The sequence below is a fragment of the Raoultibacter phocaeensis genome (assembly GCF_901411515.1).
In the GTDB taxonomy this organism is placed as follows: Bacteria; Actinomycetota; Coriobacteriia; order Coriobacteriales; family Eggerthellaceae; genus Raoultibacter; species Raoultibacter phocaeensis.
In genome coordinates, this window is the sequence record NZ_CABDUX010000002.1 from 270,372 (window position 1) to 296,719 (window position 26,348).

21 protein-coding genes are annotated in these 26,348 nt (G+C 59.1%); 16 read left to right on the top strand and 5 right to left on the bottom strand.

The window, feature by feature from the left end:
* Positions 1-202: 202 nt before the first annotated feature.
* The 11 genes from FJE54_RS09005 (at position 203) to tig (ending at position 13,533) form a co-directional block, all read left to right on the top strand.
* Positions 203-1,516 carry an MFS transporter gene (locus FJE54_RS09005; protein ID WP_180326675.1) on the top strand — a complete coding sequence of 438 codons (1,314 nt, stop codon included), beginning with the start codon at positions 203-205 and terminating at the stop codon, positions 1,514-1,516.
* Positions 1,517-1,746: 230 nt separating this feature from the next.
* Complete coding sequence (locus FJE54_RS09010; protein WP_139652464.1) at positions 1,747-4,314, top strand: molybdopterin-dependent oxidoreductase; 2,568 nt, start codon at positions 1,747-1,749, stop codon at positions 4,312-4,314.
* 15 nt (positions 4,315-4,329) lie between these two features.
* Complete coding sequence (locus FJE54_RS09015) at positions 4,330-4,674, top strand: 4Fe-4S dicluster domain-containing protein (protein WP_139652461.1); 345 nt, start codon at positions 4,330-4,332, stop codon at positions 4,672-4,674.
* Between the two features lie 118 nt (positions 4,675-4,792).
* Positions 4,793-5,863 (top strand): uroporphyrinogen decarboxylase family protein, encoded by a 1,071-nt coding sequence (locus tag FJE54_RS09020; protein WP_180326676.1) that lies wholly within the window; start codon positions 4,793-4,795, stop codon positions 5,861-5,863.
* Between the two features lie 81 nt (positions 5,864-5,944).
* Complete coding sequence (locus FJE54_RS09025) at positions 5,945-6,586, top strand: corrinoid protein (protein WP_139652466.1); 642 nt, start codon at positions 5,945-5,947, stop codon at positions 6,584-6,586.
* A gap of 29 nt (positions 6,587-6,615) precedes the next feature.
* Positions 6,616-7,635 carry a uroporphyrinogen decarboxylase family protein gene (locus tag FJE54_RS09030; RefSeq protein WP_180326677.1) on the top strand — a complete coding sequence of 340 codons (1,020 nt, stop codon included), beginning with the start codon at positions 6,616-6,618 and terminating at the stop codon, positions 7,633-7,635.
* Positions 7,636-7,692: 57 nt separating this feature from the next.
* Positions 7,693-10,059, top strand: coding sequence for a molybdopterin-containing oxidoreductase family protein (locus FJE54_RS09035; protein ID WP_139652467.1), 2,367 nt, complete (start codon positions 7,693-7,695; stop codon positions 10,057-10,059).
* A 2-nt stretch (positions 10,060-10,061) separates the two neighbouring features.
* Positions 10,062-10,556, top strand: coding sequence for an oxidoreductase (locus tag FJE54_RS09040; protein ID WP_139652468.1), 495 nt, complete (start codon positions 10,062-10,064; stop codon positions 10,554-10,556).
* Positions 10,557-10,584: 28 nt separating this feature from the next.
* Positions 10,585-11,019 (top strand): FKBP-type peptidyl-prolyl cis-trans isomerase, encoded by a 435-nt coding sequence (locus FJE54_RS09045; protein WP_139652469.1) that lies wholly within the window; start codon positions 10,585-10,587, stop codon positions 11,017-11,019.
* 281 nt (positions 11,020-11,300) lie between these two features.
* A complete protein-coding gene (locus tag FJE54_RS09050; RefSeq protein ID WP_139652470.1) occupies positions 11,301-12,071 on the top strand; it encodes a DUF169 domain-containing protein in 771 nt (256 codons plus the stop codon).
* A gap of 163 nt (positions 12,072-12,234) precedes the next feature.
* Positions 12,235-13,533 carry a trigger factor gene (tig, locus tag FJE54_RS09055; protein ID WP_139652471.1) on the top strand — a complete coding sequence of 433 codons (1,299 nt, stop codon included), beginning with the start codon at positions 12,235-12,237 and terminating at the stop codon, positions 13,531-13,533.
* A gap of 184 nt (positions 13,534-13,717) precedes the next feature.
* On the opposite strand, the gene FJE54_RS09060 is transcribed toward tig, so the two are convergent.
* A complete protein-coding gene (locus tag FJE54_RS09060) occupies positions 13,718-14,350 on the bottom strand; it encodes a DUF2284 domain-containing protein (RefSeq protein WP_139652472.1) in 633 nt (210 codons plus the stop codon).
* Positions 14,351-14,661: 311 nt separating this feature from the next.
* Here FJE54_RS09060 and FJE54_RS09065 point away from each other — a divergent pair, with 311 nt between their 5' ends.
* From FJE54_RS09065 to FJE54_RS09080, 4 genes are all read left to right on the top strand, one after another.
* A complete protein-coding gene (locus FJE54_RS09065) occupies positions 14,662-15,300 on the top strand; it encodes a corrinoid protein (RefSeq protein ID WP_139652473.1) in 639 nt (212 codons plus the stop codon).
* Between the two features lie 73 nt (positions 15,301-15,373).
* Positions 15,374-16,378 (top strand): uroporphyrinogen decarboxylase family protein, encoded by a 1,005-nt coding sequence (locus tag FJE54_RS09070; protein WP_139652474.1) that lies wholly within the window; start codon positions 15,374-15,376, stop codon positions 16,376-16,378.
* 75 nt (positions 16,379-16,453) lie between these two features.
* Positions 16,454-17,443 (top strand): uroporphyrinogen decarboxylase/cobalamine-independent methonine synthase family protein, encoded by a 990-nt coding sequence (locus FJE54_RS09075; RefSeq protein WP_255467329.1) that lies wholly within the window; start codon positions 16,454-16,456, stop codon positions 17,441-17,443.
* An 86-nt stretch (positions 17,444-17,529) separates the two neighbouring features.
* The gene (locus FJE54_RS09080; RefSeq protein ID WP_139652475.1) at positions 17,530-19,518 is read left to right on the top strand and encodes an oxidoreductase; all 1,989 of its coding nucleotides are present in this window, start codon (positions 17,530-17,532) and stop codon (positions 19,516-19,518) included.
* A gap of 62 nt (positions 19,519-19,580) precedes the next feature.
* Here the strand turns inward: FJE54_RS09080 and FJE54_RS09085 are convergent, their stop codons facing one another.
* A complete protein-coding gene (locus FJE54_RS09085) occupies positions 19,581-21,164 on the bottom strand; it encodes an ASKHA domain-containing protein (RefSeq protein WP_180326678.1) in 1,584 nt (527 codons plus the stop codon).
* Between the two features lie 269 nt (positions 21,165-21,433).
* Between FJE54_RS09085 and FJE54_RS09090 the strand changes: the two genes are divergently transcribed.
* Positions 21,434-22,426 carry a uroporphyrinogen decarboxylase family protein gene (locus FJE54_RS09090; RefSeq protein ID WP_139652477.1) on the top strand — a complete coding sequence of 331 codons (993 nt, stop codon included), beginning with the start codon at positions 21,434-21,436 and terminating at the stop codon, positions 22,424-22,426.
* A 234-nt stretch (positions 22,427-22,660) separates the two neighbouring features.
* Here FJE54_RS09090 and FJE54_RS09095 read toward each other — a convergent pair whose 3' ends face one another.
* From FJE54_RS09095 to FJE54_RS09105, 3 genes are all read right to left on the bottom strand, one after another.
* Positions 22,661-22,960, bottom strand: a complete 300-nt coding sequence (locus tag FJE54_RS09095; protein ID WP_139652478.1) for a hypothetical protein — start codon at positions 22,958-22,960, stop codon at positions 22,661-22,663.
* A gap of 111 nt (positions 22,961-23,071) precedes the next feature.
* The gene (locus FJE54_RS09100; RefSeq protein ID WP_139652479.1) at positions 23,072-23,422 is read right to left on the bottom strand and encodes a 4Fe-4S dicluster domain-containing protein; all 351 of its coding nucleotides are present in this window, start codon (positions 23,420-23,422) and stop codon (positions 23,072-23,074) included.
* A 10-nt stretch (positions 23,423-23,432) separates the two neighbouring features.
* Positions 23,433-25,856 (bottom strand): molybdopterin-dependent oxidoreductase, encoded by a 2,424-nt coding sequence (locus tag FJE54_RS09105; protein ID WP_139652480.1) that lies wholly within the window; start codon positions 25,854-25,856, stop codon positions 23,433-23,435.
* Positions 25,857-26,348: the final 492 nt, after the last annotated feature.

Sequence of the window (26,348 nt, forward strand, 5' to 3'; positions counted from 1 at the left end):
CACCCGTTTACCAGGGGTACGTTTCGCCAGGATGTTGAAAGGACTGATTATGGGATACGCGAAGCCTCTCGTGCTGGGAAGATTTCCGGAAAAAACGGGACTTCACCTTCCTGGCCGCATGTGGTTCATGCCCAACTAATCATGGCCGATGATCGCCTCCCGCCTAAGCGGGCGGGAGGCGTACTGCGAGGAGGACTGTTCAGTGGCTGAAAAGAAAAAAGGCATCCACTACGCATGGCTGATCGTTGTAGGATGCTGTTTTATGCAGGCGTGTTGCCTTGGCCTCATGATGAATTCGGCCGGTATATTCTATACGCCGGTTACCGAGGATTTGGGTATCGGCCTCGGGCCCTTGGCCCTGTACGTGACGGTGTATTTTTTCGTGACGACGTTCACGTATCCGTTCGTTGCACGGATTCTTCCCAAGTACAACATCAACGTGGTGCTCAGCGTTGCCGTGGCGATCTGCTGCATCGGTATGGGCTTGATGTCGACGTATACGGAGGTGTGGCAGTGGTACTTCTCCGGCGTGCTGTACGGCATCGGCGGTGCCTTCGTGTTCGTGGTTGCCGCGACGGTGCTCATAGAGAATTGGTTCGATAAGAAGCGCGGGCTCGCTCTCGGTATAACGCAATGCTTTTCGGGAATCGGCGGTGCCGTGTTCCCCCTTGTCGGCACGATGCTCATCAACCAAATCGGATGGCGTTCGACGTATCTGATTCTCGCCGTAGTCGCCGCCGTGCTCGTTTTGCCATGGACGCTGTTCGTGTTCAAATATAAGCCTGCGGACAAGGGCCTCAAGCCCTACGGGTACGAAGAGAAGAGAACCGACGAGGGCAAGGCCGTTGCGATGTATCCCGGGGTTTCGGCGAAAAAAGCACTTTTGACCATCGCTTTCTGGGCGCTGTTTCTCTATGGGGGAGTCGAGGCGCTCATGTCGGGCTACAACACCCATCTACCTGGCTTTTCGGTGTCGATAGGGTTAGGCGACATGTTCGGTTCGCAGATGCTTTCGCTCTCGATGATCGGTTACGTGTTCGCTACGGTGATCATGGGATGGCTCACCGACAAGATCGGGGTTATCATTCCATCGTTCATCACGCTTCTCATTACGGCGTTGTCGCTCCTGGGTTTTGCGATCTTCAGAGAGCAACTGCCGCTGGCGGTCTGTGCGTTCTTCTTTGGAACGAACTCGGTCATCATCACCATAAGCATGGCAACGCTCGTTTCAGATATCTTCGGACGACGCGACTACGCGAAAATCCTTTCGTATATCAGGATGTCGGGGTGCATTGCGGCCTTCGGCAGCAGTGCGATCGGGTTCGTCTACGACGCAACGGGGCGCTTCGACATCTCGTTTTATGCAGGTGTCGCCATCATAGCCGTATGCGCGATTCTCGTCGCCATAGCGGTATCTCAGAAGAAAAAGATCCGGAACACGCTGTGGGTTGCCACCGATGTCGAAGCAGAGCAAGCATCGGGCGCAAAACTCGATGCGAATGGTTCGTCGGCATAGGCCGGGTTGCGCATGTACGCTGCTCAAGCCACGAAAAGGGAAGTAAGCCTTGCGGTATAACGACGGTATGCCGAAGCCTCATGCTCTCGGACTGCCAAGCGCTTCGCGCATTGTAGCCCTCGATTTCGCAATTACAGCTTATCGGTGCAATGCGCAAAACGGAGCGCACCGCTACCATCCGGCGTGTTTCTGTGTGCAAGAACCAAAGGACGAAAAGAACAGGAGAGGCCATGGCTGATTATCAAGAGTTTCTCGACGGAGTCGACCGCGAGGCGTACCACGAAGGGGAATGGCAGTGGGAGGAGGACGGCTACACCGTCACCCGTACCTACCACTATTCGCCACCTGGATGCCATACGTCGTGCGGCATCCTTCTGTACACGAAAGACGGGAAGGTCGAGCGCGTCGAAGGCGATCCGCTCGATCCGTGCACGAACGGCAAGCTCTGCATTAAATGTCTGACGCTCGACGAATCGGTGAACCATCCGGATCGTTTGAAATATCCCATGCGAAGGGCTGGCGCGCGTGGCGAGAACAAATGGAAGCGTATTTCGTGGGACGAGGCGTACGACGAGATTGAAGCCAAGGTCAAAAGCATCTGGGAGACCGATGGCGGCAATGCGATCATCTGCGTCCACGGTACAGGCCGCAACATCAACTGGCAGGTGCCGTTCTTCGGTCAAGCCGGATTGAAGACCCCGAACATCTCGACCTTCGGTTTCACGGGTTTTTCGTGCTACATGCCCCGTATTTGCGGGTCGATCGCTCCTTTCGGCGATTTTCCGATCGTGGATGCATCCGAGACACATGCGGATCGTTACAACAATGCCGAATGGGTGCCGCCCGAGGTGCTCGTCGTGTGGGGCAACGAGCCGCTCGCCTCGAATGCTGATGGCTACGTGGGCCATTGGCTCGTCCAGTGCGTGCAGATGGGCACGAAGATCATATCGATCGATCCGCGCCTGACCTGGTGGGGTGCTCGTGCTGAGTATTGGCTGCAGATCCGTCCCGGAACCGATGCGGCGCTCGGTTGTGCGTGGCTGAACGTTATCATCGAGGAAGGCCTCTTCGATGAGGAGTACGTTGCCGCGTGGTGCGCGGGATTCGAGGAGCTGGCGGAATCGGTGAAGGATACGACTCCCGAGTGGGCGGCTGAGATCTGCGATCTCGATGCCGAGATGATCCGTGCATCTGCGCGTTTGTACGCGAATGCGAAACCGGGCGCCATCCAGTGGGGCCTTGCGTTCGACCAGCAGCTTTCCGCTATGGCGCTCTGTCTTGCCGGATGCGACCTCATGGCGCTTTGCGGCAACGTCGACGTTCCGGGTGGCAACATCCTCGTGCACAACGCATTCGAGATCAACGCGGGCTACGCGTCGGGCGAAAATCTGACTCCAGCCGAGTGGCGGGCCAAAAAGTTGAACAACAACTTCGCCCTTTCGATCGAGGGTGGCGATTTTGTGGCTCACGCGAGCTCCGACGGATTGCTCCAAGCCATCGAAGACGGTTTCCCGTATCCCATCAAGATGATGTGGATACAATCGTCCAACACGCTTTCATGCCCGAGCCAGGATTCGCCGCGCGTGATGAAGGCCATGCAGAACATACCGTTCATCGTCAACGCGGATCCCTACATTACTCCGACCTCGGTGGCGCTGGCCGACATCATCTTGCCAGTGGCGATGAGTGCGGAGCGCAATTCGGCTCGTACGTGGTGGTCACCCTGCCGCGCGATGGTGAAGGTTGCCGATTTCTACGAGGCGAAATCCGACGAGCAGATCATCCTCGAACTCGGAAAACGCTTGAACCCCGAGGTGTTCGGGCAATGGGAGACCGATATCGATTGGTTGAACTGGTATCTGCACGATGGAACCGGCTCGTTCTCAGCGACCACCGAGGCAACCGACCAAGGCGGAGCTAAGAACTCGGGAAAGACGCTATTTACCGCATCATGGGACGAGCTCGTGCGCGATCCGAGCATGGTCGGTCATGCCTACGACGAATTCAACGCTACGTACAACAAGGCGGAAAAAGGGATGTTCCGGCCCGACGGTTCGGTGGGCTACGGCACGCCGTCCGGCAGGCTCGAACTTGCGCCTATGCTCTACCAATACTGGGGCCTCTCCACGACGCCGTTTCATACCGAGCCGCCCGAGGGGCCGATTTCGACTCCTGAGCTTATGGGCGAGTATCCGCTCATCCTCACGTGCGGCGGCCGTTCGTTCGAATTCTTCCATTCGGAGCACCGTCAGCTGCCCACCATGCGCGAGCTTCACCCGCAGCCCTGCGTGCTCGTCAACCCGAAGACAGCCGAGCGCTACGGCATCGAAAACGGTCAGTGGGTGTGGATCGAGAACGATCACGGCCGTTTCAAACAGATCGCCAAGGTTTCCCCTGTCGTAAACGAGAAGACCGTCCATGCCGAGCACGGATGGTGGTTCCCCGAGACCGAGGCGGCCGCGCCGTATCTGTTCGGTACGTTCGAATCGAATCCGAACAACTGCACCAAAGCGTTTGTGACGGGGCAAGGCGGCGTGGGTTCGCCGATCAAGGCCATGATATGCAGGATATACCCCGTCAAAGAGGGCGATACGATGCCGTATCAGCAGATTGCCGAAACGGGCAATTTCCCATGGTACGAAAAAGTCGAATCTCCTCGCCAAGGCGAAATCGATCGGTTCCACACTGCCTTGGACGAAGGCATGGAATACGACGTTATGAAAAACGAGCTCATCGATCCCGCTACCGGTCAGCGTACCGATCTCAAAACCGGCGAAGCGATCGAGATCCAGGCCTAAAGGAGGAGACGAACAATGACCAAGGCGATTCTCATCAACTACGAGTACTGCACGGGCTGCCACTCCTGCGAGGTGGCCTGCAAGAAGCACCTGGGCCTGCCGGCGGGCGAGTTCGGCATCAAGCTCTCCGAGACCGGGCCCTACGAGTACCGAGGCGCCCCCGAGGGCCCCGGCAGGTGGGAGTGGACGTGGCTTCCCGTGATCACGAAGGCCTGCGACCTGTGCGAGTCACGCACCGAGAAGGGCAAGATGCCCGCCTGCGTGCAGCACTGCCAGGCGTGGTGCATGTACTACGGCGAGGTCTCAGAGCTCGCCGCCAAGATGGACGGGGAGACGCGCTGGGCGCTCTTCACGAAGTAGGCTGGCAAAGCATCCCGAAGAAGGCACCTTCTTCGGGATGTTGCCGAACGTTCGCAGAGGTTTTGCGCCATCGCCGCCAAAAAAACGGCAAGCGATGTGCGACGAGGGAGAAGGCGATATGGAAAAAATAACCGAGCGCGAAAACTTTATGCGTATGATCGGGCGCAAGCAGCCCGATTTCATACCTCATCAGCCGAGCCTGCTGCAGATGATCATCCCGAGTGCTTTGGGAGATCGTGCCGAGATGTGCTCGACGGGATACGACTGGTTCGGTGTGCATTGGACGGAAGACCCCGCTATGCCCATGATGCCTATGGTGACGCCGGGAAGCGATCCTGTTCTCGAGGACATCGAGGATTGGGAAGAGGTCATCGTGTGGCCCGACCTCGATGCGATCGATTGGGAGGCATGCGCGAAGAAAGATGTTCCCGAAAAGGATCCCACGAAGATTCTCTGCGCGATGATGCTTTCGGGCCCTTTCGAGCGCCTGCACGATCTCATGGGGTTCGAAGAGGCTCTGTGTGCGCTCGTGACCAATCCCGATGACTGCGAAGCCTTCTTCAGCCGTTTGTGCGACTTCAAGATCGAACAGATCAAACGTTTGAAGCGATATTACGACATCGATATGGTTCATTTCCAGGACGATTGGGGCACGCAAAACGATCTGATGTTTCAGCCTGAACTTTGGGAGAGCCTCATTCGCCCGCACGTTCAGCGTGTTGTCGAGGCGGCTCATGAGGTCGGCGTTCTGTTCGATCAGCACAGTTGCGGCAAGATCGACAGAATCGTCGGCAAGGTGATCGACATGGGCATCGATGTGCTCGATCCCGCTCAACCGGTCAACGACCTTGAGCGGTGGATAGACGAATACAAAGACCGAGTGATCTTCATGGGAGCTCTGGACGCGCAAAACGTGATCGACAATCCCGAAGCCACTGATGAGCAGATTATGGCCGAAGTAAAGCAGAAAATCGATGTGTTCGGGAATGCGGGAGCCTATTTCATACCTTTCGCCGTGTCGCTTACCCCCAACGTCATGAAGGCGCTCGACGACTGCTTCGTGTACGGCAGGACGTTCTACGGCGATGGGTATGCTGACGACGTCGAGGCGTTCAAGGTGGAAGCGGAAAAGCGGGCAGGCGAGCCGGTGAAGATGGGAACGGTACCCGGAACTGAAATGAACCAGTGAGAAGGGTTTATGTGGCACACGCGAACCCGTCCGATCAAAGTGTTGACTTCGGAGATTGAAATCTCCGAGAAAGGGCAGCTCATGACTGTTGTGGAAGATATTTCGAGTGCGGTGCAGCGCGGCAAGAAGAAAGAGGTCAAACCCCTCGTCCAGCAAGCGATCGACGAAGGTGTCGATCCCGCGGTGATTCTCAACGAAGGGCTCATTGACGCAATGGCGATAATCGGCGAGAAATTCTCCGCAGGCGAGGTGTTCGTTCCCGAAATGCTCGTCGCCGCACGCGCGATGAGTGCGGGAACCGAGATTCTCAAACCCCATCTTGCGGGGGAAAGCGCGGAGCCGTTGGGTAAAGCCGTCATTGGCACCGTCAAAGGCGATATGCACGATATAGGCAAGAACCTCGTGCGCATGATGATCGAGAGCAAGGGCTTCGAGGTTACTGATCTCGGAGTCGATGTGGCGCCCGAAACGTTCGTGAGCTTCTTACAGGAGCACGAAGACGTCGATATCGTGTGCTGTTCGGCGTTGCTCACGACTACCATGCCGGCGATTTCGGCCACCATCCAGGCTATCGAGGATGCGGGCTTGCGCGACAGCGTCAAGATCATGATCGGAGGAGCGCCGGTAACCCAGGCGTTTGCCGACGAGGTAGGGGCCGATGCGTACACAGCGGATGCGGGTGCCGCTGCGGTACGCGCAGCCGAGCTCGTAAGCCAATCCTGATCTGTGCCCGTGACGAAGGAGAAAATCTGATGAATATGAGGCAATGGATTGCCGCCACCATCGCGGCTGAAAGGAAGAAGGCGCTGCCCGTCTTGTCGTTTCCCGCAGTTCAGCTAATGGATATCACTGTGCGGGATCTTATCGGCTCGTCTGATTACCAAGCCCGTGCCATGCGCTTGATCGCAGAGCGCGTCAACAGCGCTGCTTCGGTGTCGTTCATGGACCTGTCGGTGGAGGCGGAGGCGTTTGGAAGTCGTATCGTGGTATCCGACGAGGAGGTCCCCACGGTCGTCGGTTCCATTGTCGGCGAAGATTCTGTTATCGAAGACCTTGCGATTCCCTCGGTCGGTGCCGGACGCACGGGGTTGTATCTCGGTGCGATAGAAAGCGTGATCCCCCAGATTGTCGACCGCCCCGTCTTCGCGGGCATCATCGGCCCGTTCTCCCTTGCTGGAAGGCTTATGGATGTAACCGAGGTGATGATGCTGTGCTATGACGAGCCAGAGTTGGTGCACGGTGTGCTCAGGAAGTGCACCGATTTCCTCGTCGAGTACGCACGCGCATACAAAGACGTGGGAGCTCACGGTGTCGTCATGGCGGAGCCTTTGGCGGGGCTTCTATCACCGAGTTTGGCGGAGGAGTTCTCGTCGACCTATGTTCGCCGCATCGTTGATGCGGTGCAGGATGATGCTTTTGCGGTGATCTACCACAACTGCGGAGGCGGGGTGGTCAAATCGATCGATTCGATCATCGAAACGGGCGCTTGGGGATTCCACTTCGGCAATGCTATCGATATGGCCGAGGTCGCACCGCTTGTTCCTGCCGATCGTCTCGTGATGGGAAACGTCGATCCTGCGGGAGAAATCAGAAACGGAACTCCCGAAAGCGTTCGTGCGAAGACCTTCGAGATTCTCGAACGCTGTGCGCAGTATCCCAATTTCATCATTTCGACGGGATGCGATATCCCCCCGATGGCGCCGTGGGAGAACATCGAGGCATTCTTTTTCGCAGTCGAAGAGTTCTACGACGAGAAGACGACGACCGAGTAGCCTCGGCAATAAGGCTTTACATGATAGATAAGGACGAGAACGAGGAAGGATGTGACCATGAGCGAAGACACGTTTTACAAAAAAGCGGAAGTAGTCAAGCTCGACACGCTTTCGGATGTGAACGACATCGGAAAGCCCTGGCGCTACGAGGAGGACGGCTTGACCGTGACACGGACAAGTCCCTGGTCGCCTCCCGGATGCCATCCGGTAGGCTGCGGCCTTAAACTTTACGTGAACGATGAGGGCAAATTGGTGAAAGTGGAGGGCGACGAGAACAATCCGGTTACCCAAGGCCGCCTGTGCCCGCGGTGCATCGCGTTGAAAGACTACATCTACAACCCCGCGCGCTTGCTTCATCCCATGAAGCGCGATCCGAAGGATCGTGGTAACGCGGATGCGTGGGAGCAGATAAGCTGGGATGAGGCGTTTGCCATCATCAAGAAGGAGTACGATCGCATCACGGCAGCATACGGTCGCGAGAGCATCGTCGTGTTCGCAGGCACCGGGCGCGAGGGCGGCACGTTCGCCCCGTACGGAACCATGTGCTTCGGAACCCCGAACTTCTGCTATACGCAATCGGGCTATGCATGCTACACGCCGCGCCTGGCTGCCATCGCCTATATTGCGGGCACGACGTATCCCGAATGGGATTACGCAGGAGCCCTTCCCGGACGATGGGACGACGAGCGCTACGAGCTCACCGAGTGTCTTGTCGTGTGGGGCAAGGCACCGCTCGAGTCGAACCCAGACGGATTTTTCGGCCACGCGGTCATCGACGCGATGCGCCGCGGCACCCGCCTCATCGTCATCGACCCCCGCGTCAACTGGCTTGCGACCCGAGCGGACATCCACTTGCAGCTGCGTGCCGGGACCGACACGGCCATGGGCATGGCGTGGTTGAACATCATCATCAACGAGGATCTGTACGACCATGATTTCGTCGAATACTGGTGTTACGGATTCGAGCAGCTCGCCGAGCGCGTGCAGGAGATGCCGCCTGAGAAGGCAGCCGAGATCTGCGACGTGCCGGTTGAGAAGATCTACGCTGCTGCGCGCATGTACGCCCAAGCAAAGCCTGCGGCCATCCAATGGGGCCTTGCAGCCGACCAGAAAACCGACGGCATGCAAAACGGCCAGGTAACGGTCGACCTCATGGCCATAACGGGCAATCTCGACGTTCCCGGGGGCCAGATTCTTCCCGGTACCGGTGCTGGCCACAACGAATCGGGCTTCGGCTTCGAGAAAGGCGTCGGCGAGGAACTCCAAAAGAAAATGATCGGTCTCGAGCAGTACCCGGCGTACTGCATGATCATCCTGAACGCCCACGCCGATCTTATGTTGCATGCGCTTGAAACGGGAGACCCGTATCCCATCAAGATGGGCTTCTATGCGGGCAACAACCTCATGAGCTGCACATCGATGGAGCCGAAGCGCTGGCATGACGCTATCGTGAAATCACTCGAATTCTGCATCGGATTCGATACGTTCATGAACCCGTCTATCGAAGCTTCGTGCGATATCTTCCTACCGCTTTCGACGGTTGCCGAACGCGAGGGAACCGTGTTTACCCACTACGCCCCGTGCACGGTGACGGCAGGCTTTATGCACAAAGCCATCGAGGTGGGCGAGACCATGACCGATTTCGAACTGTGCTACGAGCTCGGTCGTCGCTTGCGCCCCGAAGTATGGGAGGAATTCGCATCGGCGAAGGAATTCATGGAGGCTCTTCGACTGGGCCGTCGTGAACAGGGAAAGTACTTCGACGAGGTGTCCCAGAACGTGGTATGCCAGATTCCCGTAGACTATTATAAGTACGAGCGCGGCGAGATGCGTCAAGATGGTCAGCCCGGCTTCGCTACACCGACAGGGCGCGTCGAGCTCTGGTCGACAGCGTTCAACCAATTCGGCGACGACCCGCTCCCTTACTTCCTCGAACCCGAATTCGGGCCGTCGAATCCCGAGCTTATGAAGGAGTACCCCTTTATCCTGACGACGGGTGCTCGTACGACGGCATTCTTCCATTCGGAGCACCGCCAGATCGCGTATCTGCGTGAGCTCAACCCCGATCCGATCGTTGAGATCAATCCCGCGGTTGCAAAAGAACTCGGCATAACCGATGGGCAGTGGGTGCGTATGAAGAGTCCATTCGGCGAGTGCGTCGAAAAGGCGCGCATCACCGAAACCGTTGACGAGAAGACCATCCATGCACAGCATGCTTGGTGGTTCCCCGAAGAGGACGGCAATGAACCGAACTTGTACGGCAACTTCCGCTCCAACATCAACAACCTTCTTCCCAACGACCATTACGGAAAACTCGGTTTCGGTGCTCCCAACAAGTGCTTGGTCTGCAGCGTGGAGCCCATTTCCGAGAATTACGACACCGACATGGATCTGATTTGGGACAAATTCGGAAAGCTGGTGTAGCCATGACGACGTACGGACTATTGATTGATTACGAATTCTGCACGAACTGCGGTTCTTGCCAGGTTTCGTGCAAAGAGGAACACGCTTACCCTGTGGGCAAAACCGGCATTAAGGTTTTGTCCGACGGTCCGTGGAAGATTGATGACGAGCATTGGAACTGGAATTATTTCCCAGTGCTGACCGATTTATGCGACCTGTGCGCCGAGCGCGCGGCCGTAGGGCGCGAGCCGATGTGCGTACACCATTGTCTGGCAAACATCATAACGTACGGACCGGTCGAAGAGCTTGCCAAGAAACTCGAAGAGAAGCCGAAACAATTTCTCATGGTTCCCGAATTCAACCCCATCGTCTCCCGCGGAAAGTTCGTTCCGACGGGGAAGAGCAAACATCAGGCGGCCCACATCGAGGTTCAGGGTACCGGCAAGGCATCCTACGCCGTTCATCGGCACGATACCAAGGTGGGCGAAATCGACGAAACGGCCGAGCTTGGCGACTAGCACGAGACTCGAGCGAGACGAGGTAGGTATGGGCGATACGAACAGAATAGGCAGAGTAGCCTCGATTCGATACCGAGGTGGCGTGAAGGGCGAAGAACCCGCCGATGATCATTCGACGGGCGCACCGCTTGAGATAGTGCTCGGCGACATGAGGGTACCGCGAGGCATCGAAGAGGCCGTTTCCGACATGCAGGTCGGCGAGCAACGGGAAGTTGAGATACCTTGCGAGTTGGGGTACGGCCGCTATCAGGAAAAGCTTGCCAGCTGGCGGCCGAAATCCATGGTTGACGACGGGTACCGCCTCAAAGTCGGGGACGTCATATTCTGGACGAACCCAGACGACGGCCGTAAGATGCCGGTTTGGGTGGTAGATGAGACCGAAGACAACATTCGGCTCGATTTCAACCATCCGTTTGCCGGAAAGACGCTCGTATATTGGATCGAACTCGTCGATTTGAAATAGGTGGTCATCGTGTGCTATCCCTGCACGCAGTGCGGCCGATGCGGAAAGTACGAAGAAACGAGCCCGTACTACTCGCCTCCTGCAAAAGTGCCGTGCTTTACATGCGGTGGCGAAGTCGATCCCTCGACGGGTACGTGTGCGGCGTGCGGGGCCGTGGCGTTTGCTCCGAGCGGGACGAAGCTCGTCGAAACGCCCCCCGTTCGAGGGCAGCGTACGTGATATGAGATGGGGCCGGGGCTCTATGCGCCCGGCCTCTTTTTTGAAACCAGTAAGGAGGATGCATGACTATCAAACCGCTCGAGCACGATTTCTCCGTTTTTGAAAAGCTCGGTTTCGAAGATCCCCCTGTCGGAGTTAAATTCGAGTACTTCAAGCCTAATTCTATCGAACGTCTCGATCGCTCGCTCGCGATGTGCGAGATGGTGAAAGAAGCCCAGCTAAGAGACAGCGCTTTCTACATGGACGAGGGCAACGAGAACTGTATGGGCAAAGGGGCCATGGGGATGATGCCAGAAGATCCGAGCTGGGCCTGTGCCGGCTTGATCGGAGAACGCATGGGCATCTTCAAAGATGCTGGAGCCAACATGCGTTGCATGCAGCACTATACGACATTCGACAAGGGGGCGGTGAACTATGTTGCCTTCGCTCAGCTTTCCGCGCTCGATTTCGAACCCGATCTAATGGTGTTCAGCGGGCCGATGGAAACCTGCGAGATTGTTCTGCGGGCGATGGCGTATTCTACGGGCGAGATGTACGAATCTAAGGCAACGCCGGTGTTTCAGTGTTCGTGGCTGTACTCGTATCCCCAGTTGACAGGCAAGGTCAATTATATCGTTATGGGCACAGGGCACGGTACGACCGCACGCGAGACGTACAAGTCGGGAACGGTTCTCGTTTCGGTTCCTTCTCCGTGGTTTCCGGTGATTCTCGAAAATCTTGCAAGTATGGAGCTCGTCCCCCGTGCATGGTCAGTGGGGCGTGAAGCGTGGCTCGAAGAAGAGGGTGCCCTATACGGAAAGCTTGCAGCCGACGCGGAAACGAGCGGCGAGTGATCGTGCTGATGCGCGTCGGGGCTGCCTATTTATCGAAATGAACTCGCAGATACCTGCGTTCTGCGATACAATCCACAAGGAGCAAGAGGGGATTGTGCCTGAATGCGTGTCACAATGCTTTCTGGTGCAACCGTGCGAGACGTATCGAAACAAGGAGCTAGAGATGAAGGTAACCGATAAGAAACTTGACGACGGCAGGATTCAGCTCGAGGCCGTCGCGACGCCGGAAGAGGTCGACCAGGCGCTTAACGCTGCCGAATACGGGTTCGCCCAGCAGATGAACCTGAGGCCGGTACAGGGCAAATCCATCGAGCAAATCGCCGAAGACCAGCTCGGCATCAAGGACCTTGCTTCGATCGTCGAGCCGCAGGCAACCGAGATGCTCGTGCCGTTCGCCATCGATAAGAAGAACATCATTCCGTCGTATCCTCCGAAGGCAACGGCGAAGAGCCCCTTGAAGCGCGGCCAGAGCTTTACGTTCACCACGACTGTGGCGCCTCGCCCCGATTACGAACTGAGCTCCTATGACCCGGTTTCGATCACGGTTGCTCCGTTCGAGATCGATCCTGCAGAGGTGGAAAACGAAATCGCCCGCATGGCCGACCAGTTCGCCGAGTTCGTGACCGACGACCCGCATCCGGTTCAGTCGGGCGATCACTGCATGCTCGCCATCGAGGCGACTAAGGATGGAGAGACCATGCAGGGCCTTACGACCGACGGCCGCACCTACACTGCAGGCGCCGGCCTCATGCCCGACGGTTTCGACGAGAATGTGATCGGAATGGACGTGGGGGAGACGAAATCCTTTTCGTTCACGGGTCCCGGCTTTGACGATCAGGGCAATCAGGTTGACGAGACCATCGATTGCACTGTTACGGTAAAGGAGATCCAAAAGCGCGTCATTCCCACCATCACCGACGAATGGGTGAAGAAGAACATGCCGCTGTACCGCGATGCCGAGGCGTTGCGCGGCAGCATTAAAGAGCGCATCGAGAAGGGACGCGCGGCAGAGTACGAGAACTACAAGCGCCAGGTGGCCGCTTCCGAGCTTGCGAAGCGCTTCCAGGGCCGTATTGCCGACGAGGTGTACGAGGCCATGCAGCAGACGATGCTCGGCAACATCCGCGGCGAGCTGCAGCAGCAGGGTATGACTTTCGAGCAGTTCGTCGAGCAGAACGGCGGCGAACAGCAGTTCAACATGATGCTCATGATGCAGATCCGCGAGACGCTCGTGCAGGGCTACGCTCTCGATGCGCTGTTCCGCCATGAGGGTCTGGTCGTATCCGATGAGGACATCGACGATGCATGCAGGCTCATGAACGCTCAAAATCCGAAGATGGCCCGCGATCAGATGGAGAAGTCCGGCCGCGGTTTTGCGCTACGCGAAATCGCCGAGCGCATGAAGGCCAACAAGTGGCTGCTCGATCACGCCGACGTGACGGTTGCCGAGCCGCAGAAGTAGGCGCTCGCTTCTAGGCGGATGGCGGCTGCGTGCGCGACTGCCTAAAACTGAACCATGAGTACGGGGCCGGCGATTTACCGTCGGCCCCGTGATTTTGCGAGGGTGCAGCGCATCTGGGCCAGAAAAGTCCGGCTATAGTTTTATCGATAAAAGCGTGCACTTACGGCGATGCGGGCGAGACGCTTCAGACGAGCACACAGCTCGTGTAAGCGAGGGTGCCCTTTCCATGGTAGTAAGGTATGCCTGCCGATTCGCATACTTCGGAGACAACGAGGCCTGCTGCTTCGAGCGAAACGAAGGCACTGGTGGGGAATCGGCAGGGGGCGTCGGGGTAGGTACATGTGGGGCACAGGGTGCAGGTTCCTGCGGCGAGAAACAGCGGTTCGCCTGCGGCTTTTGCCGCTTCGCCCGGAGAGTCGCCTTTCCCCGATGCCGCGCTCAAGGTGGTGCGCACCGCTTGGGCGAAATGCGCAAACCGCTGTTTGTGAAGCACTTCGGCTTCCTGCATTCCCTCGATGTCGAACTCGTCTTCGAGGCGAGCGACCGTCTGCACGACGATTGCGGTTCCACGGTCGGCGATGAGCGCTGCGTACGTATCGAGGCTTCCGCAAGCGGGCGGACACACCCAATTTTTACCGTACGCATGGCATCGGTCGACTGCGCACATGGCACGCACTTCGGGTCTGACGACAAGGTGCGATGCGTCTAGCGATCCAACCGTATCGAACCCCGCATCCCGTGCGATCCCGATCAGCTTGATCGACGGTTCGGATCCGCGGTTTTCCAGGGGAGAGCTGCCGCTTGCGATGGCTTCCATACAGGCTCCTGCCGACGGTTTCATTGGGTTTACAAGCATATTAGCATCGAAGTCTTAGGGCCGGGTTCGGCACTGCACCCGATTTGCGAAGATCAGCCTTTACGCCTCATGCTTCCTCTTGCCTGGCTTTCTAAACTGCTCGTAGCGTTTGGCGGTGCCGTATCGTTTGGCGGTGCGAGGCATGCTTGCCCGCATACGCCCGCATGCACGGGGGCGCATGATGGCGCAATGCGGGTCGCGTGCGACGCATGTGCGAGGCTGTGTCCGGCGCGCCAAGCAAAAAAAGCAATTTCGAGCTGTAAGGAGAACCCATGTCAATCTACGACGATATCTCGAGCGCGGTTCAGCGCGGCAAGAAGAAGGAAGTCGCGCCGCTCGTGCAGCAGGCCCTCGACGAGGGATGCGACCCGATCGCGATCCTGAACGAGGGGCTCGTGCCCGCCATGTCCATCATCGGCGACAAGTTCTCCGCCGGCGAGGTGTTCGTACCCGAGATGCTCGTGGCGGCCCGCGCGATGGCCGCCGGAACCGAGATCCTGAAGCCGTTTCTGGCGGCCGAGGGCGCAAAGCCCGTGGGCAAGGCGGTCATCGGCACCGTGAAGGGCGACATGCACGACATCGGGAAGAACCTCGTGCGCATGATGATCGAATCCAAGGGCTTCGAGATCACCGACCTCGGCGTGGACGTGGCCCCCGAGCAGTTCGTGAGCTTTTTGCAGGAACACGACGACATCGACATCGTGTGCTGCTCGGCGCTCCTCACCACCACCATGCCCGAGATCGCGACGACCATCGAGGCCATCGAGGAAGCAGGGCTGCGCGACAGGGTGAAGATCATGGTCGGGGGAGCCCCCGTCACCCAGGCCTTCGCCGACGAGGTGGGGGCCGACGCCTACACCGTCGATGCGGGGGCGGCGGCTGTGAAAGCCGTCGAGCTCGTGCAGGGCTAAAGGCGCATCCCGGCGTCGAAACCAATCGCCGCCTTTGATTTCGAGGCAGTTACAGCAAGGAGGGTGTTTGACTATGGATATGCAGAAGTGGGCCGCCGACCTCATCGCGTCGGAAAAGAAGAAGCCCCTGCCGATCATCTCGTTTCCGGCCGTCCAGCTCATGGGCGTTTCGGTGCGCGAGCTTATCGGCGACGCGGCTTTGCAGGCCGAGGCGATGAGGGTCGTGGCCGAGCGCCTCGACGCTGCGGCCAGCGTGTCGTTCATGGACCTGTCGGTCGAAGCCGAAGCGTTCGGAAGCGAGATCCGCGTGTCCGACGAGGAGGTGCCCACGGTGGTCGGCTCCATCGTGGACGAGGATTCCGATCCGGGCGAACTTTCCGTGCCCGAGGTGGGCGCGGGCCGCACGGGGCTCTACGTCGAAGCCATCCGCCGCGTGGCCCCGCTCATCGCCGATCGCCCCGTTCTGTCGGGCGTCATCGGCCCCTTCTCGCTTGCGGGCAGGCTCATGGACGTGAACGAGATAATGCCCCTGTGCTACGAAGAGCCCGAGCTCGTGCACGCCGTGCTCGAGAAGACCGCGGCGTTCACGGCCGCCTACGCCCAGGCGTTCAAGGACGCCGGGGCCGACGGCGTGGTCATCGCGGAGCCCATGGCTGGCCTGCTTTCGCCCGAGCTCGTGGGTGAATTCTCCACGCCGTACGTGCGCCGCGTGGTCGATGCGGTCCAGGATGGGGCGTTTTCTGTGGTCTACCACAACTGCGGGGCGTCGGTCGTGAGGGCTCACGAGCAGGTTTTCGCTACCGGTGCGGCGGCGTACCACTTCGGAAACGCCATCCCAATGGCCGACATCATGCCACTCGTCCCGGCCGACCGCATCGCCATGGGCAACGTCGACCCGGCGGGCCAGATCAAGAACGGAACGCCCGAATCCGTGCGCCGGGCCACGCTCGAGCTCATGGAGTCGTGTTCGGGATACCCCAATTTCGTACCCTCGACCGGCTGCGACGTGCCGCCCATGGCCCCATGGGAGAACATCGAGGCCTTCTTCGGCGCGGTGGACGAGTTTTACGCACGTTGAGCGATGCGTCATCGTACAGACCGCGCCGAGCGCGCTCACGCACTGCGTGCACACATAGTGAAAGGAACGAATTCGATGGAGATGACTCCAAAAGAAAATATGATGGCCATTTTCGAGGGAAAACAGCCGACGCAGTACGGCGATTTCCAAAGTGCCGTCAAGATTATGTTCGATCCGATTTGGATGAGCGATTCGGTGCCCGAAGATGGCCTTGAGCACAAGGATTCATGGGGGACGGTGTGCGTTCGCGCTATCGGCTCGCCGGGTAAGCATCCGCATGTGACGCCCGAGAACGCCGTGGTCAAAGACATCACGGAATGGAAAAGCCAGCTCGTCATCCCCTCGTACAAAGACCTTGACTGGAGCAGCGCGAAAGAACAGGCTGCAGCGGTCGATCGCAGCCAGCATTTCGTCGAATACTTCTGCGCCCAAGGCCTGTTTGAACGTTCCCATTTTCTCATGGGTATGGAGGATGCGTTCTGCGCCTACCTCGAAGAGCCTGAGGCGATGATGGAGATGCTTGAGGCGATCGCCGAATACAAGAAGGCCGTCATCAAAGAAGCGGCTTTCCATTTGCATCCCGACGTCATCTTCTTCCAGGACGACTGGGGAAGCAAGCAGAACCTCTTTCTGCCGCCTGCCGTGTGGCGTGAGATGATCAAGCCGCTTCAAGCCGACATCGCTCAGACCATCCATGAGTGCGACATGCTCTACGTGCACCATGCCGACTGCATCTGCGAACCCATCGTCGAGGACATGGTTGAGATCGGAATCGACATCTGGCAGGGCGTCATCCCGCAAAACGACATCGTGTCCATCCAGGAGCGCACCGGCGGAAACCTCGCCATGATCGGCGGTATCGACGGGCCTGCCATCGACGACGAGACCACGCCCGACGAGGCGATCGTACGCGAAGTGCACCGCTGCATCGATACGTACTGCCCGGCTGGCAGGTTCTTCCCCGGTGCACCGGCACCGCTTCTGCGTGCGCGCAACGGAGCTGTGCTGAATGCCGAGCTCGACCGCTACGGTCGCGAGTGGGCAGAAAAGCATCCCATCGTGTAAGCAAGGGGCCCGCTGTAAGCGGGCCTTCGTTTTGCTCGGAGGCTCGTCACCTCAGGCGTGCCTGCGAGCCGATCAAGGAGGTTGCCATGCGCTATCGAACTTTGTTCGAGCCGGTGTCCATCGCCGAAGTTGAACTGCCGAACCGTTTCGCCATGTGCGCCATGGGTCCCATGGGCTTAGGCGATGCAGAGGGAGGCTTCACGCAGCGCGGCGTCGATTACTACGTGGAGCGCGCGAAGGGCGGCACGGGACTCATCATCACGGGTGTGACGCATGCTGCCAACAACGTCGAAGTGCACGAGTATCCTTCGACGCCCTCAGCGACCATCAATCCGCCTCATTTCATCCGAACGGCGCGCGAGATGACCGAGCGCATCCATGCATACGGATCGAGCATCTTCCTGCAACTTTCCGCAGGGTTCGGACGCGTTTTCGCCGAAATGGCGCCGGGGGAGCTTCCCGTTTCTGCCTCGCCGATCCAGAACCGCTGGTTCGATGTTGCCTGCCGCCCCCTCGCGGTAGACGAGATACGCGACATCGTGCGGCAATGCGGTCAGGCGGCGCGCATCGCCAAAGATGCCGGGTTCGACGGCGTGCAGATACACGCCGTGCACGAGGGCTACCTGCTCGACCAGTTCGCCATCTCGTTCTTCAACCAGCGAACCGACGAGTACGGCGGAACGCTTGAAAACCGTCTGCGTTTCGCACGTGAAGTATGCGAGGAGATCAAGCGAGAATGCGGGAGCGGTTTTCCCGTTACGCTGCGCTATTCTCCGAAAAGCTTCATCAAAGATTGGCGCGAAGGCGCCTTGCCGGGCGAAGCGTTCGAGGAGAAGGGGCGCGACGTCGCCGAAGGCGTTGAGGCTGCACGGCTCTTGGCGAGCTACGGCTACGATGCGCTCGATGTCGATGTGGGTTGCTACGACGCCTGGTGGTGGAACCATCCGCCGATGTACCAGGAAAAGGGGCTTTACCGCACCTACGCGAAGATAGTGAAGGAGGCTGTGGACGTTCCGGTCATATGCGCGGGCCGCATGGACGATCCCGACAGGGCGCTCGCAGCCGTGGAGGACGGCACCTGCGACATCGTGGGATTGGCGCGCCCGCTTCTGGCCGATCCCCAGTACGTGAACAAGCTGCGCGCCGACGACGTGGCGGGTATCCGCCCGTGCCTTTCATGCCACGAAGGCTGCCTTGGGCGCATGATCCGCTACAAGAACATCTCGTGCGCGGTCAACCCCGCATGCGCGCGCGAACGGTATGCGCAGCTCGTACCTGCGTTCGAGAAGAAGCGCATCGTGGTAGTGGGCGGCGGTCCCGCTGGAATGGAGGTCGCGCGCGTATGCACGGCGCGCGGCCATGATGTGGTGCTGTACGAAGCACGCGACCATCTGGGCGGAAACCTCGTGTGCGGCGGCGTCCCCGACTTCAAGGAGGACGATCGGGCGCTTGTCGCCTGGTATGTCGAGCAGCTGAAGCGTCTGGGCACAGACGTGCGGCTGAGCACGCCGATGACGGCGGAAACGCTTGCGAAGGAGACGTGCGATCATATCGTCGTCGCGACGGGGGCGCTTCCCAAGGCGTTTCCCCTCGGAGACGGTGTAGCGGTGTTCGGCGCCGAGGAAGTGCTGCTTGAGAAGGCGGACCCTGGAAGCGATGTCGCGGTGATCGGGGGCGGCCTCGTGGGATGCGAGCTCGCTCTGTGGCTTGCCAAGCAGGGCCGACGGGTGACGATCGTCGAGGCGCTTGAGGATATCCTTGCGCTCAACGGGCCTTTGTGTCCGAGCAATTTCGAAATGCTGCGCTTGCTGCTCGTGCAGCAGGGGGTCGACATCGTCGTCCAAGCGCGCGCGACGGCGTTCGAGGCAGGCGAGCTTACGGTGGAAACCCCCGAAGGAAGCAGGACCGTCACCGCAACGGGCGTGGTGGAATGCGTCGGGTATACCGAGAACGACGCGCTGTACGAGGCGTGCCGCTACGGCAAGCCCGCCGTGCACAAGATAGGAGACGCGCGCACGGTGGCGAACATCATGAACGCCCTATGGGACGCCTACGAGCTGGGAAGCTCGCTGTAGGTGCCGTCATGCGACCGAAGCGCCCCCGTACTTGCATGCGGGGGCGCAACGCATCGAGACTTTCAGTCGCCGAACTCCATAGCTTCGATGTAGCGCTCGTTGAACAGGGGGCTGCACGACAGTTCGAGGTATTCGCATCTCGTTGCTACCTGCTCGATGCCCTGCTTTCCCTCGTCGAACAACGCTTCAACGGCACCTTTGCCCGCAGCGTTGCCCAAAGCGGTGATCCGGTTGCCCAATGCGGGCGGAATGAGCCCGATCCGCTCGGCGCTTGCGGGGCGCATATGCATGCCGAAACCTCCCGCAAGAAAGACGGTGTCGATATCGCCGCAGCCCACGCCATACGTTTCCATCATCGTCTCGATGCCGGCACGAAATGCGGCCTTTGCAAGCTGCACGCAGCGAATGTCTTTCTGGGTCAGATAGACGCGGCGTTCGGCGTCGAGGTAGCAAACGGTTTGGCCGTGCTCTTCTCCGATGAGGTGCGCAAACGTTGCTTCGACTTCGTCTTTACTCGAAAGGTAGCCGGTCTCATCGACGATACCCGCTTCCACCAGGCAGGCCACAGCATCAAGCAGGCCCGATCCGCATAGCCCGAGGGGCTTCTTGCCATCGATCGTTTCGATGTCGAAGCCCTTTTCGGTGAGGGACGCTTGTGCGATGGCTCCCGGCATGGCGGGCATGCCGAAAGTGATGGAAGCGCCTTCGAATGCGGGGCCGGCTGCCGTGGCGCAGCACAGCATGCGTGTGCGATTTCCCAAAGCCATCTCACCGTTGGTGCCGATATCGATGAAGAGCTGCACTTCTTCGCGTTGTGCCATCCCCGAAACGTGCAAGCCGGCCGTGATGTCGCCGCCTACGTAGCCTGCGACCGCAGGAGCAAAGTACGCGTTTTCCGATGCGCCTTCGTTTTCCGAATAGAGAGAAAGCTCTGCGCCGAACAGGGAGCGCGGCGTGAAAGGCGTCACGCCGATCGAGGAGGGATCGAGTCCTGCGGCGAAGTGCTCCATGACCGTGTTGCCCGCAAGTGCCGTTCGCACGATACGGGAGGAATCTGCTCCGAACGTACGGCAGAGGTCCGCGCGGCCTTGATCGATGCACGTGCGCAAGAGGCCGCAGAGCATGCGCATGCCCTCGGGAGTCGAGGCGGCGTTGATGCGGGCGATAACGTCGGCTCCGAAGGCAGCCTGGGGGTTAACCTTGCCCGTTGCGCCCATCACCTTGCGCGTATCCAGATCGACGAGGTAGAACACCATCGTGGTCGTACCGATGTCGATAGCTAGGCCGAGCGGCGAAGGAGCTTTCCGAGGGGATTCGCCTCCGTGAGCCTGTGCCTCGGCATCCTCCGACCTCGCTTCGGCGTTCTCTGTTCGCGCGGGTGAGGCCGGTGCGCCTTCCACCCTCATCGCCCCGATGTCTTCCATGATGATCTCGACGCCGTCGGTTGCAGGAGTTTGGCAGGCGAGGCGGTAATCGATGCCCTCGGCGTCGCGAACGAGGATGCGGCAGCGCCCGCAGGTGCCGGCGCCCCCGCACGGAGCCAACATCGTCTCGCCCGCGCTTCTCAGGGCATCGAGCAAAGTCTGACCCGAAGCAGCCCCTATCGTGCGCGTCGTTTTGTCTTGATCGTGAATGGTCAGATGCATCGCATGTTCCTTCTCGCATGATCTATTACGGCAATGATATCGCATCGTGGGCCCGACGCACGGGACGAGGCGCCTTACGCGAGCGCGGACGGCAAAATAGGACATCACGCCCTATGACTCGGTTTTGATGCGCCTATACAATCGATGTGCCGGTTGCTCTGTACGCGTCGATGCGAACGACAGGGCGCAGCGGCTGCACTGACGTCGCGGTAGCGGGTGAAAAGCTCAGCCCGACTTCTGCCGACCCGCCACGAAAGGAAAACGATCGCATGCTTACGAAACGCCAGAACCTGCTTGAATGCATTCACGGAGGCAATCCCGACCGGTACGTTAACCAGTACGAGGCGCTGGGGCTCGTCATGGCGAGTCCCTTGAGCGATTATTCGCACCGGGATACCGAACACTACATCATCGATGCTTGGGGCTGTTACCAGATGCAGATCGAAGGGCAGCCAGGGTTGTTCCCGATGCACGATGCGGAGCACCGTGTCATCACCGACATCACTGAATGGCGCAACCAGGTGAACGTACCGGGGGCTGTCGACGATCCTTCGTTCTGGGAGCCCGTTGCGGCGCGCGCTGAGGCCATCGACCGCACCGAGCAGTTCGTATGCAGCGCTATCATCCCCGGCATCTTCGAGCGTGTGCACCATCTGTGTGAAATCACCGAAGCGCTCGTCAATTTCTACGAGGAGCCTGAAGAGATGCACGCTCTCATTGACGAGATCGTAGATTGGGAACTGCGCTTGGCCGAGGCGCACATCAAGTACGTGAAGCCCGACGCACTGTTCCATCACGACGACTGGGGCACTCAGATATCCACGTTCATGGCGCCCGAAATGTTCGAGGAGTTTTTGCTCGAACCCTACAAGCAGGTATACGGCTACTACAAGGACCACGGCGTTGAGCTGATCGTGCACCATTCCGACAGCTTCGGCGAGACGCTCGTGCCTTACATGATCGATATGGGCATCGATATCTGGCAGGGAACGCTGCGCTCGACCAACGACATTCCGAAGCTCGTGGATACCTACGGCGATAGGATCGCTTTCATGGGCGGCATCGAGTCGCAGATCATCGACAAACCCGATTGGACCGAAGGGGAGGTACGCGAGGAGGTGGAGCGAGCCCTGTCCGAAATAAACCGCACGAAGGGCTTCATCCCGTGCCTTACGGCCGGCCTGAACGACAGCGGTTATCCGGGGGTCTACGATGCCGTGAGCCAAATCATCGACGAGTGCTCGAAGCGGGATTTCGCATAGCGATTCGGAGCGAACGACCGTGCTCGGCAGCGTGCATTACGCTCTATGCGAGCTTAGAAACGGGGAAACGCGATGCTCGGAGACAGCTCCGGCCCGCTGCTCAAACCAAGAGAGCCGAAACCGCAAAGGGTTTCGGCTCTCTTTCGTCGGGGCTTTCTCGTGCGGCTCCCTTTTCTGGGCAACCGCGGTACGTCATGGGCGGCACCCTTGCAACCGAGCTCGTGGCGTGCAAGCTCACATGAACACGATGGTGATATCCTTGCGGGCGGGCTCTTGGCCTTTGTCGAGATACGCCTTTCCTCCGCCGATCTGCGTGCCCTGCGCGTCGTAGGTCATGCAGACGCCCATGTAGTTCTTCACGTGCTCTTGCCCGTCCTTCGCCTTTTCGGCGGCAAGCACGTACTTGTTCGCCTTCTCGTCGGCAAGAAACTGCGCCTCGAGGTCGAGCTTCGCGGCTTCGAAATCAATCGTGGCGTTCTCCTCGATGAACGCCTGGAACTTCTCTTCTCCCCGGATGGTCACGTTCACTTCCATGGTTCCCCCTTTGCATCGGTCTGAACGAATGATGCCCGCCGATTGCTCCCGAGCAGCCGGCGGGCAGGCGCATGCGGCACCGTCCGAAAGCAGGTACCGCATGCGCGGGTGTTAGGCTTGAAGCGGGCTGTAGAGTGCCCAGCGCGTCTTGCCGTCCATCTTCTTCGCGAGCTCTTCGATGTCGTCGTAGTACATGACCCATGCCTGGCATGCCTGGACGCACGAAGGGAGCTTTCCTTCGGCTGTACGCTCGGCGCACAGGTTGCAGGCTTTGGTGATCGTGGGGTTGTACACCCATTCGTAGGGCGTATCGGCCTTGATATCGGTCGAATACTCGTACGGGCCCACTTCGGTGAGCTTGATGCCGTATTCGCCTTTCGAGAGGCCGAGTTCGTTGCGACATGCGACTTCGCAGGAGTGGCAACCGGTGCAGTATTCGTAGTTGATGAGAATGCCTTTCATGGTGTACTCCTTAGTTCATCACGGTCACGACGGGCTCTTCGACCGGTTTGTACGGCTTGCCGGGCTCGTATTCGGCGAAGTCGCCTTTCTCGGCGATCACCTCATGCGGAAGCACATCGCCTTCCTGGCACGGGTAGATCTTGCAGAGCATGCTCTTGATGGCCGATCCGATGCCGCCCTGTCCGGTGCGGAATGCCTCGGTCATGTTGTTGAGGTTGGAATCGTATGTGCCGTAGAAGTTCGGCTCAGCGCCTTCTTGCTCGGGGAACCACCAGCCGTGCTCGGCATGCACGCGTCCCGGCTGCACCTCGATCGTTTCCTTGACTTTCTGCTTGAAGCGGGCGCCGCGGCTGTTCTCCACCCAAATCCATTCGCCGTCTTGTACGCCGTACTTCTCGCAATCGGCGGGGTTCACCATGATGAGCGGCCACGGGTGGAACTCGCGCATGGTGGGCAGTTGACGGTGCTCGGAATGGAAGAACTCGAACGAGCGGCCGCCGCCCGAAAGGATGATGGGGAACTCTTTGAACGTTTCGGGGGTCGAAAGCGGACTCTCGGGCGGTTCGATGTGATAAGGAAGCGGATCGACGCCCCAGTGGTCGTAGCCGAACGACCACAGCTCTATGCGGCCGGTGGGGGTGTTGAAGCCGGGCTGGCCGTCGGGGCGCAGCATGCCTTTTTCGTACTTGTGATACGTTGCATCCCAATCCCAGTACGCGGTGCCGTTGCAGCTGTTCTCGCTTGGGTTCTGAACCGTGTCCTCCCAGGTTCGGTCGTATTCGGTTCCGTTGGGATTGAGTTGGTCGGTCAGGTACCAGGTGCACCATTCTTTGTCGTCTTTCCACGGCCAGTGCTCGGGCTTGATGCGCTTGCCGAGTTCGAGACAGATCTGCTCGTCGGATTTCGCCTCGTAGTAATCGGTCACCTTCACCATCGTGCGTACAGGTGTCCACCACGTGCGGCACGAATTGCGCTCGCAGCTCATGGCGACGGGTAAAACGATGTCGGCGAGGGCTTGCGCAGTCGGCGTCATGAAGGGATCTGCCACCACGATGAACGGGACTTTCATGAGAGCTGCGCGGGTGCGGGCGGGGTCCATCGAGGCGCAGGCGAGCGCGTTCGAACTCTGGATCCAGAACATTTCGATCGAGTAGGGCTCTCCCGTTTCGATGGCGGCTAAGATGGCATCGGTGTCGGCGCACGAGACGATATTCGATTCGTTGATACCCGAGGTGGCGGGGATGAGCTTCTTCGCGTACACCTCCGGGTCGATGTACTCGTCGCCGAGGCCGTAGCGCTTTTCAATGAGGAACGCGCAGCGGTACAGCGCATTGCCGCCGGGGTTGTCGATGTTGCCGGTGATAGCCATGATGTCGGCGACCGCCTCGGTCACGCCGAGCGCGGCAATCTGCTGTTCGAACGCGAGGCCCCATTGGCATGCGCAGCTTGACGACGTGGCGATGAGCCGCGCCGCACCACGCAGCGCTTCGGGATCGACTTCGCAGATGGGGCTCGCCCATTCGGGCGTCTTGTCGGCTACGCGCTCAGCCAGAAGTTCGAAACCGTACGTCCAGCAATCGACGAAATCGTGGTCGTAGAGGTCTTCGGCGATAATGACGTTGAGCATGGCCATAGCGACGACGGCGTCGGTGCCGGGACGTACCGGCAGCCAGTAGGCAGCACGAGCGCCCCACCACGTCAGACGCGGGTCGACGGAGATGATTTTGGAGCCCATCTGCACGCACTGCACGAGCCAGTGGCCCAAGAATCCATCGGCATTCGATTTGATGGGCTCGTTGCCCCAAACGAGGATCACGCCCGGCGCCTGCCAATCTTCGCTTGCATAACGGTTGTAGTGCGCCTGCGATGCATCGACGATGATCATGTCGCCGTATTTGGCCGAGGTGCCGATCATGCGGGGCAGGTAGCAGGCGAAGCCGGTGAATCCGAACGTGGAGACGTTCGGCGTTTCCATGCAGGCGGAGGCGAAGTAGGGCACTTGCCAGCCGATGTTGCGGCCGGTGCCGTGTACGACCACGATCGACTGCGAACCGTGCTCCTCCTTGATCTTGAGCACCTTTTCGGTGATCTCGTCGTACGCCTCGTCCCAGCTGATGCGCTCCCATGTACCCTCGCCGCGCTCGCCCGCACGCCTCATCGGGTATTTCAGGCGATCGGGGTGGTTGACGGCTTCGGGCATGTCGAGGCAGCGCATGCACAGCTTGCCGTTCGCTACGGCGTTGAGCGGGTCGCCCTCGACTTTTTCGAGTTTGTTGTCCTTAGTGTACAAGAGGACACCGCATCCCATGTGGCAGCCGGGGGGCGACCAGTGCGTTGTGCGGGTAACGGTGAAATCCCCCTCTTGCCACTGCCACTCGCCTTCATGGTAAGCTTTTCTATCAAGCTTATCCATATACTCCTTGTAATCGGCCATAGTGCTCCTTCCTTTCGTCTGACACCATCGAGCGATGTTCGGTACGTCGCGATGCGTGACAGTTCGATTCTAGGAAGGGCGGGGCTTGCCCCGCATGCCGAGCGATGTCCTATTTCGTCTTCGGGTGCTTGAAAAGCATTAGCAATGGCGGCCTATTTCTTCGAGCGCATCTTGTTCGAGCGGTTTCACTCGGTTCGTATAAAGGAAGGGACCCAACAAGCTTGCTTCCTTCAAGGCGTTTTCGCATGCAGCTTACTTCGAGCCTGGAGCCTTCGAAGGACGCTCGGTCTGTTTCATCATGGGCGTTTGCGGCGACGCCGAGGCATTCGGAGCGATAGCCTCCATTTGCAGCCGTCCTAATACCTGAGGTATTATGATTCGCTTCGGCGAGGGGGTGATTAGGGTTTTTCGCCTCTTTGTTTCGGTGATTCGATCCCTTACCGTAACCGTATCGAATCAATCGCAATCCGAAAGCGGTGCCGGGAGACGTCG